Raw genomic sequence first — 16856 nt, 5'->3', positions numbered from 1 at the left:
CACCGATGCAGGAGACCCCATGCCCAACGTACTAAGCAGCGTCGCCCGTCCCCCGGCGACACCCCAGCGAGCGCGCCGCGACTGGCGCAACATTCGCCTTCTGATTCCGGGGCTCGTGCTCCTCGTGATCTTCTTTATGTTGCCGGTGCTCTCGCTGCTGTTGCGCAGCGTGCTGGAGCCCACGGCGGGTCTGCACAACTACGAGCAGTTGCTGGGTTCGTCCACGTATCTGCGCGTGTTCGGCAATACCTTCCTGGTGGCGACGGTGGTGACCGCGGTGACGGTGCTGATCGGCTTCCCGATGGCCTGGTTGCTCGCCATCGCGCCGCGCAAGCTCAGCTCGTTCCTGTTCTCCATTCTGCTGCTGTCGATGTGGACCAACCTACTCGCGCGCACCTTCGCGTGGATGGTGCTGTTGCAGGCGACCGGCCCGATCAATCGCCTGTTGATGGCCACGGGTCTCATCAGCGAGCCGCTCGCGCTCGTCAACAACCTGGTGGGCGTGACGATCGGCATGACGTACATCATGCTGCCGTTTCTCGTGATGCCGCTGCACGCCACGCTGCGCGGCATCGACCCGTCCACGCTGCGTGCCGCGGCCGTGTGCGGCGCGAGCCGCTGGCAAGCGTTCTGGCGCATTCTCGTGCCGCTCGCCATGCCCGGTATTGCCTCGGGTGCATTGATGGTGTTCGTGATGGCGCTCGGCTACTTCGTCACGCCCGCGCTGCTGGGCGGCGCGCAATACATGATGCTCGCCGAACTGGTCGCGCAACTCGTGCAGGAACTGCTGAACTGGGGTCTCGCGGGCGCCGCCGCCTTCGTGCTGCTCGCGGTGACGCTCTCGCTCTACGCGCTGCAACTGCGCTTCACGGGCGCGCGCGCCGGTAACGGAGGGCTCTGACATGTTGCTCGATTTCGACCGTCTCGGCGCGCTGCGTTATGCGCTGCTCGCCATCGGCGCCGCCGTTGCGCTGTTCCTGCTGCTGCCCATCGTGTTCATCGTCGCGCTCTCGTTCGGCGACTCACAGTGGCTGATTTTTCCGCCGCCGGGCTGGACGCTCGAGTGGTATCGCCAGTTGTTCACCGACCCGGGCTGGCTCGACTCGCTGCTCACGAGCGCGAAGCTCGCGGTGATCGTCACGGCGCTTTCGGTGCTGATCGGCTTTCTCGCTTCGCTCGCGCTCGTGCGCGGCAAATTTCGCGGCCGCAACGCGGTGAAGGCGTTCTTCCTCACGCCGATGGTGCTGCCCGTGGTCGTGCTGGCCGTGGCGCTCTATGCCTTCTTCCTGCGCATTGGCCTGAACGGCACGATGACGGGCTTCGTGATCGGCCATCTCATCATCGCGCTGCCGTTCTCGATCATTTCGATCAGCAACTCGCTTTCGAGTTTCGATACCGCGCTCGAAGACGCCGCGCTGATCTGCGGCGCCTCGCCGCTCGAAGTGAAGCTGCGCGTGACCTTGCCCGCGATCCGGCTCGGCTTGTTCGCCGCCGCGATCTTCGCCTTTCTCGCTTCGTGGGACGAAGTGGTGGTGTCGATCTTCATGTCGAGCCCGACGCTGCAAACGCTGCCCGTGCGCATCTGGGCAACCTTGCGCCAGGACCTGACGCCCGTGGTTGCGGCGGCCTCTTCGCTGCTGGTGGGACTGACAACCGTTTTGATGCTGGCGGGCGCCGTATTGCGCCGCGCCAGAGCCTGAACCCTGAGGTAACAGCCATGACTTCCGCATTCCTGCAAATCCAGCGCCTGCGCAAGACCTACGACGACGTGGTCGCCATCGACCAGGTCTCGCTCGACGTGCGCAAAGGCGAGTTCATGACCTTTCTCGGGCCGTCGGGCTCGGGCAAGAGTACGACGCTTTACATTGTCGCGGGCTTTCAGGAGCCGACCGAGGGCCGCGTGCTGCTCGACGGCAAGCCGCTGCTTTCGGTCGCGCCGAACAAGCGCAATATCGGCATGGTGTTTCAGCGCTACACGCTGTTTCCGCATCTGACCGTGGGGCAGAACATCGCGTTCCCGCTGCGCGTGCGCCGCCGTCCCGAAGCCGAGATCAACAAGAAGGTCGACGAGATGCTCGCGCTCGTGCATCTCTCGGCGTTCCGCGACCGCATGCCCGCGCAGATGTCGGGCGGTCAGCAGCAACGCGTGGCGATCGCGCGCGCGCTGGCCTACGACCCGCCCGTGCTGCTGATGGACGAGCCGCTTTCAGCGCTCGACAAGAAGCTGCGCGAAGAAATTCAGCTCGAACTGCGCCGCATTCACCAGGAAACCGGCGTGACGATCCTCTACGTCACGCACGATCAGGAAGAAGCGCTGCGGCTCTCGGACCGCATTGCCGTGTTCAACCAGGGCTGTATCGAACAATGCGGGACCGGCGAGGAGCTGTACGCGAATCCGGCCTCGCGCTTCGTGGCGAACTTCATCGGCAATTCGAACTTCCTGCCCGTGCGCATCACCTCGCGCGACGCGGCGCAGTCGAGCGCCGTGTTCCCGAGCGGCCATAGCGTGGCGGCGGCCAGCGAGACCGTGCTGCCCGTGGGCGGCGACGGCACGCTGATGGTGCGCCCCGAACAGATCCGCATTCGCGCCGCCGAGGTCGCGAAGGACACGGCGGGGCTGCCGGTGACGGTGCGCGACATTACCTATCTCGGCGACGCCATGCACTACGCGGTCACGACGCCCTGGCAGCAGGACATGTCGGTGCGCATGCCGGCCGGCGATCATCGCGACAGCGGCATCGTGATCGGCACGCAGGCGTGGATCGACTGGGACGCGCGCGACGTGCGTCTCTTCGCGCAGGCTTGAGCGGACACGGCAATGCAGCACGCGTCCCCATCACTGAAAGTCGAGCGCCGCACGACCACGCTGAGAGAACTGGCGCTGGAGAAGATGCGCAGCGCCATTCTCGACGCGCGCTTCCAGCCCGGCGACCGGCTGGTCGAGCGCGCGCTGTGCGAGGAGCTGGGCGTGAGCCGCACCGTGGTGCGCGAGGTGCTGCGGCATCTGGAGACCGAGGGTCTGGTGGCGACGCTGGCGAATCAAGGGCCGATCGTCGCGATACTCGACCTCGCGACGGCAACGGAGATCTACGAGATTCGCGGCCTGCTCGAAGGCGAAGCCGCGGCCGCGTGCGCGCGCCTCGCCGACGCCAACACCGTGGCGGAACTCGAAGCGCTGATCGATACCATCGAGCGTGCCTTTCACGCCCGCGAGTATCGCGAGGTGCGCGCGCTCACCACGGCGCTCTACGAGCGCATGTTCACGGCGGGCAACAAACTCGTGGCATGGGAGATCGTGCAGTCGCTCACGGCGCGTATCAACCGGCTGCGCGCGCTGACCATCGCTTCCGACGACCGCGGCGCACAGGCCGTGCAGGAGATGCGCCGGATTCTCGCGGCGATACGCGAGCACGACGCGGCGGCGGCGCGCGTGGCGGCGGTCACGCATGTGCGCCGCGTGGCGGCCATTGCGCAACAGTTGCTGGCCGAAGGGCAGGAGCAGGCGCTGCTGAAACGCGCGGGCTAGCGTGGTGGAAATCGCACCCGCGTGGTGCTTCGGGATTCATGAAAGCTCAGCAGGACGAATAACGGCAATAGCAGCAAACCACATCGTTCGCATCACTAAGTATTGAAAAAAATCGCATCACAACCTGCGGCCGCCGTGTTTTACGGCGGAGCCGTCGCGCATTTGACGAGGAGAGGAGCAGCATGAAGCAGCGTAGTGTGAAAAAGCCGGTTATCTGGGCATCGTGGCTGTTGGCGGGGAGCGCGCTGGTCGCGTCGAACGCGCACGCGCAGTCGTCGGTCACGTTGTATGGCGTGATCGACGAAGGGATCGACTATGTGAACAACAGCGGTGGCCATTCGCTGTGGCGCATGCGCGACGGCACCTACGACGGCGTGTACGGCAGCCGCTGGGGCCTGAAGGGCACGGAAGACCTGGGCGGCGGCCTGAGCGCGCTGTTCAAGCTCGAAGCGGGGTTCAGCACGGAGAACGGCCAGAGCCGCCAGGGCGGCCGGCTGTTCGGGCGTCAGGCCTATGTGGGGCTTTCGGACGCGCGCTTCGGCACGGTCACGCTCGGACGCCAGTACGACTCGGTGGTCGACTATCTGCAGCCGCTCACCGCGCCGGGCCAGCTCGGCGGCCCGCTCGTGCACGCGGGCGACATCGACAACACGGACAACTCGTTCCGCGTGGACAACGCTATCAAGTACGCGAGCCCGAAGCTCGGCGGCCTGACCTTTGGCGGCCTGTATTCGTTCACCAACACGAATGCGCCGGGGCGCGGCACCACGGGCTTGTGGAGCCTGGGCGCGAACTACGCGTTCGGCGGCTTCAATTTCGCAGGCGCGTATTTGTACGCGAAGAATCCGGGTGTGCTGCTCAGCGACGGCGACTTCGTGACCAACACCACGGGCGCGGCGATCGGCGCGAGCGGACCGTTCAGCTACGTGGGCAATCCGGCCAACGAGCAGATCTTCGGCGCGGCGGTCAACTACGCGCTGGGTTCGGCCACGCTCGGCCTCGACTACACCAACACGAAGTTCAACGACGCCAACGGCACGCGCGGCACGGTGATCTTCACCAACTACGAGGCATGGGGCCGCTACAACCTCACCTCGGCATGGTACGTGGGTGCGCAATACGTGTACACGCACGGCAACGTGGGCTATAGCCAGCAGATTCCGATCTATCACCAGGTCGGCCTCACCACGGCGTACGCGCTCTCGAAGCGCACCTCGATCTACGCGATGGGCGTGTGGCAGAAGGCGGCCGGCGCCGCTTCGAATGCCGACATCTTCGACTATTCGGTGGGTTCGGCTTCATCGAACAACCGTCAGACGATGGTGCGCATCGGCATGTATCACCAGTTCTAACCGCAGTTCGATTCTCGTTTGATGTCGCGCGATCCGGTGTGTTGCCGGGTCGCGCGATCTGTTTTGTGCAACTCGTTCAGGAAATCAGTCATGGCATTGGCAACCCGTTTGAAGGACCCGCAGCTGTTTCGTCAACAGGCTTTTATCGACGGCGCATGGCAGGACGCCGTCGGCACGGAAACGTTCGACGTGAGCGATCCCGCAACGGGCGAACGCGTGGGCAGCGTGCCCTTGATGGGCGCGCGCGAAACGCGTGAGGCGATCGCCGCCGCGAACGCGGCGTGGCCCGCGTGGCGCGCGAAAACGGCGAAGGAGCGCGGCGCGATCCTGCGCAAGTGGCACGATCTGATGATCGCGAACGCCGACGATCTCGCGCTCATCCTCACCACGGAGCAAGGCAAGTCGCTTGCCGAGGCGAAGGGCGAGATCGCCTACGCGGCGTCGTTTCTCGAATGGTTTGCCGAAGAGGGCAAGCGCGTGTACGGCGACACGATCCCCACGCCCGCGAGCGACAAGCGCATTGTCGTGGTCAAGGAGCCGGTGGGCGTGTGCGCCGCCATCACGCCGTGGAATTTCCCCGCAGCGATGATCACCCGCAAGGTCGGACCCGCGCTCGCGGCGGGCTGCACGATCGTCGTCAAACCCGCGGAGGCCACGCCGTTTTCCGCGCTCGCCATGGCCGTGCTGGCCGAACGCGCGGGCGTGCCGCGCGGCGTGTTCAGCGTAGTGACGGGCGACCCGAAGGCGATTGGCGGCGAACTCACGTCGAATCCCATCGTGCGCAAGCTCTCGTTCACGGGCTCGACTCCGGTGGGCCGTTTGCTCATGAGCCAGTGCGCGGCGACCGTGAAGAAGGTCTCGCTCGAACTGGGCGGCAATGCGCCGTTCATCGTGTTCGACGACGCCGATCTCGATGCCGCCGTGCAGGGCGCTATCGCCTCGAAGTATCGCAACAGCGGCCAGACCTGCGTGTGCACGAATCGCTTCTACGTGCACGACGCCGTGTACGACACGTTCGCCGCGAAGCTCGCGCAGGCCGTGAGCGGCCTCAAGGTCGGGCCCGGCACCGAGGCGGGCGTGACGCAAGGTCCGCTCATCAACGAAGCGGCCGTGCTCAAGGTGGAATCGCACATCGAAGACGCGCTCGCGAAGGGTGCGCAAGTCATTACGGGCGGCAAGCGTCATGCGCTCGGCCATGGCTTTTTCGAGCCCACGGTGCTGCGCGACGTCACGCCCGCGATGAAGGTGGCAAAGGAAGAGACCTTCGGGCCGCTCGCGCCGCTGTTCCGCTTTGCTTCGGATGACGAAGTGATCGGCCTGGCCAACGACACCGAGTTCGGCCTGGCCGCTTACTTCTACAGCCGCGATATCGGCCGCGTATGGAAAGTGGCGGAAGCGCTCGAGTACGGCATGGTCGGCATCAACACGGGGCTGATCTCGAACGAAGTGGCCCCGTTCGGCGGCGTGAAGCAGTCGGGCATGGGGCGCGAAGGGTCGCACTACGGCATCGACGATTATGTGGTCGTCAAGTACCTCTGCCTCGCGGTCTGACCGGCGGGTTAGCGAGTCCTCAATGAAAACGCTTCATCACCTTCCCATCGCCCGCAAGATCACGCTGGCGTTTTCCGGCGCGATTGCCGTTTTTGGCGTGAGTGCGGGCATTTGCCTGTACAGCGTTCACGCCATCGACCGCAAGCAGCAGCAAATCGAAGCGTCCGGGCAGGTTCTGCAACTGCTGAAAGACGGCACGGGCGACTATCTGAACATCATCTGGGCCGTGCTGGCAAACAACCTCAACGGCAAGGCCTCGCACCAGCAATGGATCGTCGATCATCGCGAGGACTTCAACGCGAAGCTCGCGAAACTGCGCACGATCGATACCACGCCCGCGGGCGACGCGCTCGTGGACGCAGGCCGTGAAGCCTACGAGAGCTGGCTGAAAACCGTGGTCGATCCGCTCGTGCAAACGCGCAAGCAAGTCGATGCGTTCGCCGTGAGCGTGAGCGATCTGTCCACGCTCACGGAGAGTTTCGGCGCGTATCTGGGCACCGGGAAACTCATCGCGGCGGTGAGCCAGCTGGAGCGCTACGAGCAGGCGCGCGTGCAGGACGATCGCGCGCAGCTCGAGTCCTTGCGCACGACGATCTACGTGAGCGTGCTCACGGCTTCGCTGATGGCCGTGCTCGCTTCGGTGCTCGCGGGGCGCTGGCTCTCGCGTGCGATTTCGCGGCCGTTGCGGCAGGCGGTTACGGCGGCGGCTAGCGTGGCCGAAGGCGATCTCACGCATCGTATCGTGGTCACCTCGACGGACGAAACCGGCCAGTTGATGCGCGCGATGCAGGCGATGAACCTGAGCCTCGCGGGCATGGTGGGCGGCGTGCGCTCCAGTGCGGACCGTATTGCTTCGGCGTCCAGCGAGATCGCCGCGGGCAATCTCGATCTGTCTTCGCGCACCGAGGAGCAGGCCGCCTCGCTCGAGGAGACGGCGGCCAGCATGACGCAACTGACCGAAACCGTGCGCCAGAACGCCGACAACGCGCGCGAGGCGAGCACGCTCGCCACGCGCGCCTCGGGCATGGCGGAAGCGGGCAACGAAGCGGTGCACGGCATGGTCGAGGCCATTCAACGCATCAGCGGGAGTTCGGATCAGATCTCGGAGATCACGGCCGTGATCGAGGGTATCGCGTTCCAGACCAACATTCTGGCGTTGAACGCGGCGGTGGAGGCGGCGCGCGCGGGCGATCAGGGCCGCGGCTTCGCCGTGGTCGCGAACGAAGTGCGCTCGCTCGCGCAGCGCTCGGCCACGGCGGCGCGCGAGATCAAGGAACTCATCGGTTCTTCGGTGGAGACGATCCGCAGCGGCGCGCAGCAGGCGCACGCGGCGGGCGGCACGATGGCGGACGTGAAACTTGCGATTCGCCAGGTGGCCGATATTGTTGGCGAGATCGCGGCGGCTTCGAACGAGCAGAGCCGCGGCATCGAGCAGGTCAATCAAGCCGTGAATTTGATGGACAAGGTCACGCAGCAGAACGCGGCGCTGGTCGAGCAGGCAGCGGCTGCCGCGCAGTCGCTCGAAGATCAGGCCATGGAACTGAAGCGCGCGGTCTCGGTGTTCGTCGTCGAGAAGCCTATCTAAGCCGCGTGCGGTAAAAAGAAAACCGGCTCGTTGCGAACAACGAGCCGGTTTTTTGTCGCCATCGAAAAGTTGGCGGGGCGCTTACTCCTGGGCCGTGACGCGAGCGGTCGCGCGTCGCGGTGCACGCGATCCGCCGTTCGGCGAGAGCAGCCAGTAGGCGAGTGCGGTGGCGACGAGACCCACCATCCACGAGACATCGGCGCCGCCCAGAATCGACGCCCAGGGACCGTGAAAGAAGCTCTCTTCCATGAACGGCACCTGCACGACAATGCCGAACACATAGAGCGCGATGGCCTTGACGTTGAATGCGCCGTACACGCCGCCGTTGCTGCTGATGATCTCCGAGACGAGGTAGTGACGCTTGTTGACGACGTAAAAGTCGACGAGATTGATCGCGATCCACGGCGCGAGCACGATGCGCATCGCGAAGATCGCATTGAGGAAGATCGCGATGAAGTTCTTTGATGCCCACAACGCGGTAACGGTGGAGGCGAGCAGCAGCACGGCGGAGACGATCACGCGCACGGTGCGGCCCGGCACCCAGTTCGGACGGAAGGTCTGCGCGGCCGTGATGCACGAGAGCACGCCGCCGTACAGATTCATGCCGTTGTGACCGATGATGTTGACGAGGAAGAGAAAGATCAGCACGTAGCCGAACATGCCGGTTTGCGTGCGGATCGCCTCCATGGCGTCGCTGGCGTGACCGGTGCTCACCGCGACCACGCCGAACACGAACGCGAAGATCGTGCCGAGCGAGGTGCCGAAATACGTGAACGCGAAGGTCTTCACGAAGCCCGTGGAGACGGGCAGATAGCGCGAATAATCGGACGTGTAGGGTGCGAAGCTGATCTGCCACACGGCGCACAGGCCGAACATGGCGAACCAGCCCGCGAGGTCGAAATGACCTTGCTCGAGCACGCTGGCGTTCAGGCCCGGCGCCATCAGGATAAAGCCGATCACGAGCGCGCTGCCCATGAACCATGCGCCGATCTTGTTGAAGCGGTGAATGAAGTGATAGCCGATCACGCCCACCAGCGTGGCGAGCACGGCGCCGAGCACCGTCGCCACCGGAATGGGCACGGGCGGCGCGGCGGCGTGCAGCGTCTTGCCCGCGAGAATGATGTTCGAAACGAAGAAGCCGAGGTAAATGAGCGTGGTGAAACCCACCACGAGCAGCGAGCCGTAGCGGCCGAACTGCGCACGGCTCTGGATCATTTGGGGCACGCCCACGAGCGGGCCTTGCGCGGAAGTGAGCGCGTGAAAGATCGCGCCGAAGAATTGGCCCGCCGCAATGGCGAGCACGGCGCTCACGATGTCGAGGTGGAAAATCAGCACCGAGGTCGCGCCGGAAATGACGGCCAGCGGCGCGACATTCGTGCAGAACCACAGGGTGAAGAGATCGACCGGTTTGCCGTGCCGGTTTTCCGGTGCGACATAGTCGATCGAATTGCTTTCGATGGTCAGAACGCTGTTATCGTTCGCCGGCTGGGTCATCATGTCTCCATCTTTATTACCGCGTTGCATGGCGCCACGAGCGCGGCGCGATGCAACGGTTACGGCTATTGAGTCGATACGGCTGAAACCGCGTTGGCCTAGCGCATCACGAACGGGTCGCTGATCGGGTCGTCCGAGGTGCGCAGCCACACCGACTTCGTCGTGGTGTATTCGAGCGCGGCGGCAAAACCGCCTTCGCGGCCGTGACCCGACAAACCGAAGCCGCCGAACGGCACGAGCGGCGAAACGGCGCGATACGTGTTGATCCAGACGATGCCCGAACGCACCCGCTTCGACACGCGGTGCGCGCGCGTGAGGTTGGTCGTGAAGATGCCGGCCGCGAGACCGTAGACCGTGCTGTTGGCCTTTTCGATGGCTTCCTGCTCGGTCGTGAACGTGTCCACTGAAAGCACCGGGCCGAACAGTTCGGTCGTGATGCTGTCGGCGTTGGGCACGCCGGTGCAATCGAGAATGGTCGGCGCATAGTAGTAGCCCGCGCGGTCGATCGCCTCGCCGCCCGCGAGCACTTTCGCGCCCTGGCGCACCGAACTCGCGACCACCGCTTCGATCTTGCGCAACTGCTTTTCGGTGCACAGCGGGCCGTATTCCGTCGTCATCTCGTTGGGCGAACCCACGCGAATGCGCCCGACGCGTTCCACCAGCATGGCGAGGAACGCGTCCTTCACCGAAGCCTCGATCAACAGGCGCGAACCGGCCACGCAGCTCTGGCCGCTCGCCGCGAAGATTGCCGCCACCTGCGCGTTCACCGCGCTCTGGATGTCGGTGTCGGCGAACACGATGAACGGCGACTTGCCGCCCAGTTCGAGCGAAACCTTGGCGAGATTGTTGGCCGTATTGGCGACGATATGCTTCGCCGTTTCGGGGCCGCCCGTGAAGGCGACCTTGTCGACGAGCGGATGGCTGCTGAGCACCGCGCCGCACTGCGCGCCAAAACCCGTCACCACGTTGACCACGCCGGGCGGGAAGCCCGCTTCATGCACGAGTTTGGCGAATTCGAGCAGCGGGCCCGGCGCTTCTTCAGAAGCCTTGAGCACCACCGTGCAGCCGGCCGCGAGTGCCGGGCCGAGCTTCACGGCCGAGAGGAACAGCTGGCTGTTCCACGGCACGATCGCGGCCACCACACCCACGGGCTGACGATCGAGCCACACCTGCATGTCGGGTTTGTCGACGGGAATGTGGCTGCCTTCGATCTTGTCGGCGATACCGGCGTAGTAGCGGTAGTACTCCGCCACATAGGCGATCTGGCTCGACGTCTCGCGAATGATCTTGCCGGTATCGTTGGTTTCAATTTCAGCGAGTCGCGGCGCAGCCTTTTCGACGAGATCGGCGAGCTTGTACAGCAGCTTGCCCCGTGCCGATGCCGTGAGGTTGGCCCACGCGGCGTCGCTCAAGGCGCGATGCGCGGCCTGCACCGCGCGGTTGACTTCCCCGGTGCGCGCCTCGGGCATCTGCGCCCACACTTCGCCGGTGGCCGGATTGACGCTGCCGTAGCTCGCGGCGCCCGCTTCGAACTGGCCGTCGATATACAGCTGAAACTGAAAGCTCATGGATTCACGCCCTCACTGAAACGCAGGCATCACGTCGTTGATCATGCGTTCGAGCGATGCCTTCTTGCGCTCGAAGCTCATGCCGGTGTCGATCCAGAACGAGTACTCGTCGAAGCCGAGCGACTCGTACGCCTTCAGGCGCGCGATCACTTCTTCCGGCGTGCCGATCACGTTGTTCTTGCGCATCGCTTCCGGCGTGTAGAACGGGTGCGCGGCCATTTCTTCCTTCGTCAGCGTCTTGATCATGCCCTGGCTGACCGGACGCTCGTTCTTGAACCATGCGCCGAAGTAGTTGTAGAACGTGTTCACTTCGTCGGCGGCCACTTGCGCGTCGTCTTCGTTGCTCGCCACGTAGGTGTGGCGCAGCAGCATGATCTCGGGGCGCGGCATCTCGCTGAACTTCTCGCACGCGGCGTTGAAATGGCCAACGAGCTTTTCCACTTCTTCGTCGCCCAGATGCAGCGGCGTGACCTGCACGTTGCAGCCGTTCGAGACGGCGAATTCGTGGCTGTTCGGATCGCGCGCGGCCACCCAGATCGGCGGATGCGGCTGCTGGAGCGGCTTCGGCGAGGAGGTGGTGGAGGGGAACTTCCAGAACTCGCCTTCGTGCGCGTAGTCGCCTTCCCAGAGCTTCTTCACGGCGGGAATGAGTTCGCGCATGCGCTGGCCCGCGCCCCATGCGTCGAGGCCCGGCATCAGCCGCTCGTACTCGAACGAATAGGCGCCGCGCGCGATGCCCAGATCGAGACGGCCGTTGGTGATGATGTCGGTCATCGCCGCTTCGCCCGCGAGCTTGATCGGGTGCCAGAACGGCGCGATCACCGTGCCCGTGCCGAGTCGCACGTTCTTCGTCTTGTTCGCGAGATCCGCGAGATTGAGGAACGGATTCGGCGCGATCGTGAAGTTCATGCCGTGATGCTCGCCGGTCCAGACGGCGTGCATACCGCCGCGGTCCGCTATCTGGCACAGTTCGACCATCTCGTCGTAGAGCTGCTTTTGGGTCGCCGACTCGTCGACGCGCTCCATATGTACGAAAAGCGAAAAACGCATGGGATAACCTTTAGGAAAGAAGCGGGCGAACCGTGCCGTTGCTGTGGTCGCCGTAGTACATGCCGTAGCTCTTCAACTGGCTTTCCTTGCGGTAGCGTTGCAGCATGCTCGCAAGGGCGCCGTCCTGGAACTCGCTCGCTTCGATACCTTCGAGGCTCACGAATTCGCCTGCCACGGCGGCCTCGTCGGGCGCGCTGCAGAGGAACGAGATGTACTGGTAGTGGGTTTCGGTATTGTTGTACGCCGAGTAGATGAAGCTCGCCGAGGCATCCGGCTGGTACTTCGCGAAGAGTTCGGCCAGCGCTTTATCCGCGCCTTCCTTGCCGATCTCCTTCGAAGGCAGGCTCCATTTGTTGTCGGCGGTGCGCGTGAGCAGCACTTTGTCGTCGCGCGCGATGATCGCGCTCACGATCACCTTCGGTCCGGCGATCACTTCGGCCGAGACCTTCGCGGGCGTGAAATAGCCGCCGCGGTAGTAGCCGAGACCGGCAAAGCCCGCGGAGTGAAACGCCTCGACCTTGCCGACGAGCAGCGCATGGTCGCCCGCGTCGATCACCGCGTGCGTGGTGCAGTCGAACCACGCGCTCACCTCGCCGAGCAGCGGATTGCGGTGCTCGCTCAGTTGCCAGTTCACGTTCGCGAAGCGGTCCTCGCTCGGTCGCGCGAAGGTATTCGACAAATCCTTCTGGTTTTCCGCGAGGATGTTGATGGCGAAGTGACCCGTATTGGAAAACGTCGCGTAGTTGCTCGAGGTTTTCGCAATGCTCACCAGCAGCAGGGCCGGGTCCAGCGACACCGAGGAAAACGAATTCGCGGTGAAGCCGAGCGGCTTGCCGTCGTCGCTCGCGGTGGTCACGATCGTCACGCCCGTCATGAACGCGCCGAACGCGTCGCGCAGTTCGCGCGCTTTCTGCTTCGCGATGTCGAGGCTCGTTGCCGGGTTGACGACCTGGCTCGTGGTTTCGCTCGTGGTTTGGCTCATCTCACACTTCCGACTTGAGGGTTTCGGCCAGCGGCTCGGTGTCGAGCCACGCGCGCAGCGCGCGGTTGACGGCTTCGGGCGCGGTCAGGTTCACCATGTGGCGCTCGTTGTCGATCACCACGGCGCGGCCCTGGTGCGCGGCTTCGGCCATTTGCCGCGCCATCTCGGGCGTCGAGTTCGGGTCGTCCGAGCCGGTGAGCACGAGCGCGGGGCAGGCAATGCTGTGCCAGCCGTCGGCATAGACTTCGTCGCCGCGCGCGAAGGCCGTGTACGCGGTGGCGTATCCGGCGAGATCGACGGACTTCAGCCACGCTTCCACGCGCTGCGCCGCGACCTGCTGCGCTTCTTCGGCGTTGAACCAGCGCTTGAGCGGCGTTTCGATGTCGATGGTGCCGGAACGCAGCTCGGCGGCGCGTTGCAGCACGGCGTCGCGCGCTTCTCCGGTACGACGATACACGCCGTTGAGCACGGCCACACGCTTGACCAGATCGGGCCGCGTGACCGCGACGCCCGCCGCGATCAGCGAGCCCATCGAGTGCCCCGCGAGATTCACGGGACCGGCGTTCAGCGCCTCGATGAACTCGATCGCCCACGCCACGAACTGCTGCAGGCCGGCGTTCGCATCGAGCGCCGTGCTCGCGCCGTGGCCCGGCATGTCGACGGCGATCACGCGAAAGTCGCGCGATAGCTCGCTCATTTGCGGATACCACGCGCCCGCCTGCATGCCCACGCCGTGAATCAGGACCAGCGGTTCGCCGTGGCCCTGCTCGACGTAATGCGCAACGCGATTATTTGACAGCGGCAGGGTTGTTGAGGTCATTTCCGAGTTCTGCAAGGTCTTTGTAACGATCGCCGATGCGGTGATGCGGACGGCCGCCCGTGGCGCCGCCGATGGCGATGACGATTTCGTCGGCGGCCGGTGCGTCGGCGATCGCGAACTGCAGCGTCAAGTAGTGCGAGCGGCGGCCTTCGTCGTTCTTGTCCATCATCGGAATCAGCAGCGGCGCATTCGCCGGGCCGCGCGTGTTGTTGAACGCGAGATACGACTTGGCGCCCACGGCCGAGCGGTAGGTGTTGCCGAAGTGCAGCGTGTGGATGAGCGCCGACGCGTGTTCCAGTTCGCCGTCGAGGCCGACGATGGCGCTCTTGCCGAATGCCTCGACCGCTTCGCCCGAACCCGCTTCGTCGAGGATCAGCTTCGTGAGGTGCTCGCTCAATTGCGGCGCCAGTTCGCGGATGGCCGGCGAGAGGTCTTCCACATAGCCGCGGCCCGCCCACGGGTTCTTGATGATGGCCGCCGCGCCGATCAACTTCAGCGGCTTCGCGGCAGCTTTGGCGCCGTCCACGAAGACGTTTTCGACGTGGAGAATGGATTTGCGAATCAGGCTCATAGCAAGGTTCTGGAGTCCGTTGATGATGTGTCGCATTTTGGTATGCCATATGATGACGTACCATGCGTGTTAACCCTATCGATCCGGCAAACCCAAGCTGGGAAAGGGTTTGCGCAATTTCGGCACGGTTGCGCGCTGCGCGCGAATGGGTCGGGCGGTCGCAAAAAGTGGTAGAAGATCGCCTGCCGATGTCGCGCCGGAAGACGATTTGCGGCACGACATCGCGGCGATTTGCCAATCGATTTTGAAAACGGAGAGGAAAAGAAATGGCTGCGTACTGGATCGCTCATGTCAACGTGCTGGACCCCGAGCAATACAAGGGCTACACCGACATCGCCCCGCTGGCGTTCAAGAAGTACGACGCCGTGTTTCTCGCCCGCGGCGGCGCTTCCGAAGTGCTCGAAGGCGAGCCGTTCGCGCGTCACGTGGTGATCCAGTTCAAGGACATGGAGACGGCGCTCGCGTGCTATCGCTCGCCCGAGTATCAGGAAGCGAAGAGTAAGCGCGACGGCCATTGCGTCGCACAGATCTCGATCGTCGAAGGACTGGCAGGCTGAGCGGCGAGGTCGCAGCGGGGCGGCGGCGAGGCGGCAACGTTCGCCGCCGTTCCGCGCATCAGGACTGACCCTGGTCCAAGGCTTTCACGATGCTGAATGCTTGTGTATCGACTGTACGAAGTGATATCGTGAAATACAAATGTGCAGGTCGAGCGGCGCGAAGGTCTCATTCGCGGTGACGGGTGCCGTCACGCTGCCACGCGCTGGACAAGGCAACACCATTACTACGGAGTACCAGGCGTTCTCGTTGCGCGACGAACGCCGGAGTCGTGTGCGCGCGTAAGCTCGATCGACGCTTAACCGCCGCGCCACGGGAAGTCACGCTGTCGTCGAAATTCAGATAGTCTTTGCGTCATTAATCAAGAAAAATCTGGAGGAGATTATGGACGTCATTCTCACGCAGATAAAAGCCGCAATCGACGCATTAGGTCCCACGGTATTGCTGCCCATCGTGATTTTCGTGATCGCGCTGGTATTGGGCGCGAAAGCCGGCAAGGCATTTCGCGCGGCGGTCACGATCGGGGTGGCGTTCATCGGTATCAATCTCGTGCTGGGTTTGATGTTCACCTCGATCGGCCAGGTCGCGCAGGCCATCGTCACGAATACCGGTATTCGCCGCGATATTCTCGACGTGGGCTGGCCTTCGGCTGCCGCCATCGCGTTCGGTTCCTCGGTCGGGTTGTGGGTGATTCCCGTGGCGATTGCCGTGAATATCGCGCTGCTGCTGTTGCGCTGGACGCGCACGTTGAACGTGGACGTGTGGAACTTCTGGCACTTCGCCTTCGTGGGGTCGCTGGTGGTCGCGGCCACCGACAACCTCGCCTATGGCATTGCCGTGGCCGCCGCCGTGGCCGCGCTCTCGCTGCTGTTCGCCGACTGGTCCGCGCGTGCCGTGCAGCAGTTCTACGACGTGCCGGGCGTCTCGGTGCCGCACCTGGCCTCCGCGCAGATCCTGCCTATCGCCATCATCCTCAACTGGGTGCTCGACCGCATTCCCGGCATCAACAAGATCAACATCAACACGGAAACCATCGAACGCCGCTTCGGTGTATTCGGCGAGCCGGTGGTGCTGGGTCTCGTGCTCGGCCTCGTGCTGGGCGTGATCGCGTTTTACAACGCGGGCTCGCTCGACGTGGTGCTGGCGAAGATCCTCAGCACCGGCATGACGCTGGCCGCCGTCATGCTGTTGTTGCCGCGCATGGTGAAGGTGCTGATGGAAGGTCTCTTGCCCGTGTCCGACGCCGCGCAGGAGTTCGTGCGCAAGCGCACCGGCGACCGCGAATTGCTGGTCGGTCTCGACTCGGCCATTCTGATCGGTCATCCCTCGGCGATCTCGTCCTCGCTGATTCTCGTGCCCATCGCCATTATTTTGTCGGTGGTGCTGCCGGGAAATCGCGTGATCCTGTTCGCCGATCTCGCCGTGATCCCGTTCATCGTCGCCATGACCGCGCCGCTCGTCAAAGGCAACGTGTTCCGCATGGTCGTGATCGGCACGGTCACGCTCGCCATCGGTTTCTACGTGGCGAACGCACTGGCGCCGCTGTTCACGCACGCGGCCGTGGCTTCCGGTTTCAAGCTGCCGAAGGACGCGCTGCAGATCACCTCGGTCGTGGACGGCTTCCTGTGGGTGCCGTATGTGATCATCACGGCGATTCAATGGCTGGGCGTGGGCGGCATCGTGCTGCTGTTCATCGTCATTGCGGCGGCGTTCGCGATCTACCGGCGCAACTCGCCGGGCTGGGAGCATGCTGCGGGCGCGGACGAGGTGGAACAGGGTACGATCGAGGTTGGCTCGTAAAG

Annotated in this window: 15 protein-coding genes; 9 read left to right on the top strand and 6 right to left on the bottom strand. The window is 64.2% G+C overall.

All coding sequences use genetic code 11. From position 1 onward, the window contains the following. Window positions 1–19 precede the first annotated feature (19 nt). The 7 genes from FAZ98_RS23380 to FAZ98_RS23350 all read left to right on the top strand — a co-directional run bounded on the left by FAZ98_RS23380 (window position 20) and on the right by FAZ98_RS23350 (window position 8014). Window positions 20–901 (top strand): ABC transporter permease, encoded by an 882-nt coding sequence (locus FAZ98_RS23380; protein WP_158954528.1) that lies wholly within the window; start codon window positions 20–22, stop codon window positions 899–901. 1 nt (window position 902) lies between these two features. Next, complete coding sequence (locus FAZ98_RS23375; RefSeq protein WP_158954526.1) at window positions 903–1700, top strand: ABC transporter permease; 798 nt, start codon at window positions 903–905, stop codon at window positions 1698–1700. Window positions 1701–1717: 17 nt separating this feature from the next. After that, complete coding sequence (locus FAZ98_RS23370) at window positions 1718–2806, top strand: ABC transporter ATP-binding protein (protein WP_158954524.1); 1089 nt, start codon at window positions 1718–1720, stop codon at window positions 2804–2806. A 12-nt stretch (window positions 2807–2818) separates the two neighbouring features. Beyond that, window positions 2819–3526, top strand: coding sequence for a GntR family transcriptional regulator (locus FAZ98_RS23365; RefSeq protein ID WP_158954522.1), 708 nt, complete (start codon window positions 2819–2821; stop codon window positions 3524–3526). Window positions 3527–3708: 182 nt separating this feature from the next. Next, entirely contained in the window at window positions 3709–4878 is a 1170-nt protein-coding gene (locus FAZ98_RS23360) for a porin (RefSeq protein ID WP_158954520.1), read from the top strand. A 90-nt stretch (window positions 4879–4968) separates the two neighbouring features. Then, on the top strand, window positions 4969–6429 hold the full coding sequence (gene gabD, locus FAZ98_RS23355) for an NADP-dependent succinate-semialdehyde dehydrogenase (RefSeq protein ID WP_158954518.1): 1461 nt from the start codon (window positions 4969–4971) through the stop codon (window positions 6427–6429). 22 nt (window positions 6430–6451) lie between these two features. Then, entirely contained in the window at window positions 6452–8014 is a 1563-nt protein-coding gene (locus FAZ98_RS23350; protein ID WP_158954516.1) for a methyl-accepting chemotaxis protein, read from the top strand. An 81-nt stretch (window positions 8015–8095) separates the two neighbouring features. Here FAZ98_RS23350 and FAZ98_RS23345 read toward each other — a convergent pair whose 3' ends face one another. The 6 genes from FAZ98_RS23345 to FAZ98_RS23320 all read right to left on the bottom strand — a co-directional run bounded on the left by FAZ98_RS23345 (window position 8096) and on the right by FAZ98_RS23320 (window position 14499). Beyond that, on the bottom strand, window positions 8096–9511 hold the full coding sequence (locus FAZ98_RS23345; protein WP_233272895.1) for a purine-cytosine permease family protein: 1416 nt from the start codon (window positions 9509–9511) through the stop codon (window positions 8096–8098). Between the two features lie 95 nt (window positions 9512–9606). Beyond that, complete coding sequence (locus FAZ98_RS23340; protein ID WP_158954514.1) at window positions 9607–11076, bottom strand: aldehyde dehydrogenase; 1470 nt, start codon at window positions 11074–11076, stop codon at window positions 9607–9609. A 12-nt stretch (window positions 11077–11088) separates the two neighbouring features. Then, window positions 11089–12126, bottom strand: coding sequence for an LLM class flavin-dependent oxidoreductase (locus FAZ98_RS23335; protein ID WP_158954512.1), 1038 nt, complete (start codon window positions 12124–12126; stop codon window positions 11089–11091). A gap of 10 nt (window positions 12127–12136) precedes the next feature. Continuing rightward, window positions 12137–13108, bottom strand: coding sequence for a flavin reductase (locus FAZ98_RS23330; RefSeq protein ID WP_158954510.1), 972 nt, complete (start codon window positions 13106–13108; stop codon window positions 12137–12139). 1 nt (window position 13109) lies between these two features. Beyond that, a complete protein-coding gene (locus tag FAZ98_RS23325) occupies window positions 13110–13928 on the bottom strand; it encodes an alpha/beta fold hydrolase (RefSeq protein ID WP_158954508.1) in 819 nt (272 codons plus the stop codon). Further along, window positions 13897–14499, bottom strand: a complete 603-nt coding sequence (locus FAZ98_RS23320; protein ID WP_158954506.1) for an amino acid synthesis family protein — start codon at window positions 14497–14499, stop codon at window positions 13897–13899. Before FAZ98_RS23320 ends, FAZ98_RS23325 begins: the two co-directional genes overlap by 32 nt. Before the next feature lie 266 nt (window positions 14500–14765). On the opposite strand from FAZ98_RS23320, the gene FAZ98_RS23315 reads away from it, so the two are divergent. After that, window positions 14766–15056: a DUF1330 domain-containing protein gene (locus FAZ98_RS23315; RefSeq protein ID WP_158954504.1), complete on the top strand. Its 291-nt coding sequence runs from the start codon at window positions 14766–14768 to the stop codon at window positions 15054–15056. Window positions 15057–15438: 382 nt separating this feature from the next. Next, window positions 15439–16854, top strand: a complete 1416-nt coding sequence (locus FAZ98_RS23310) for a PTS galactitol transporter subunit IIC (RefSeq protein ID WP_158954502.1) — start codon at window positions 15439–15441, stop codon at window positions 16852–16854. Window positions 16855–16856: the final 2 nt, after the last annotated feature.

Origin of the sequence: Paraburkholderia acidisoli (assembly GCF_009789675.1) — a bacterium.
Lineage (GTDB): Bacteria > Pseudomonadota > Gammaproteobacteria > Burkholderiales > Burkholderiaceae > Paraburkholderia > Paraburkholderia acidisoli.
This window is presented reverse-complemented; position numbering and strand designations above follow the sequence as displayed.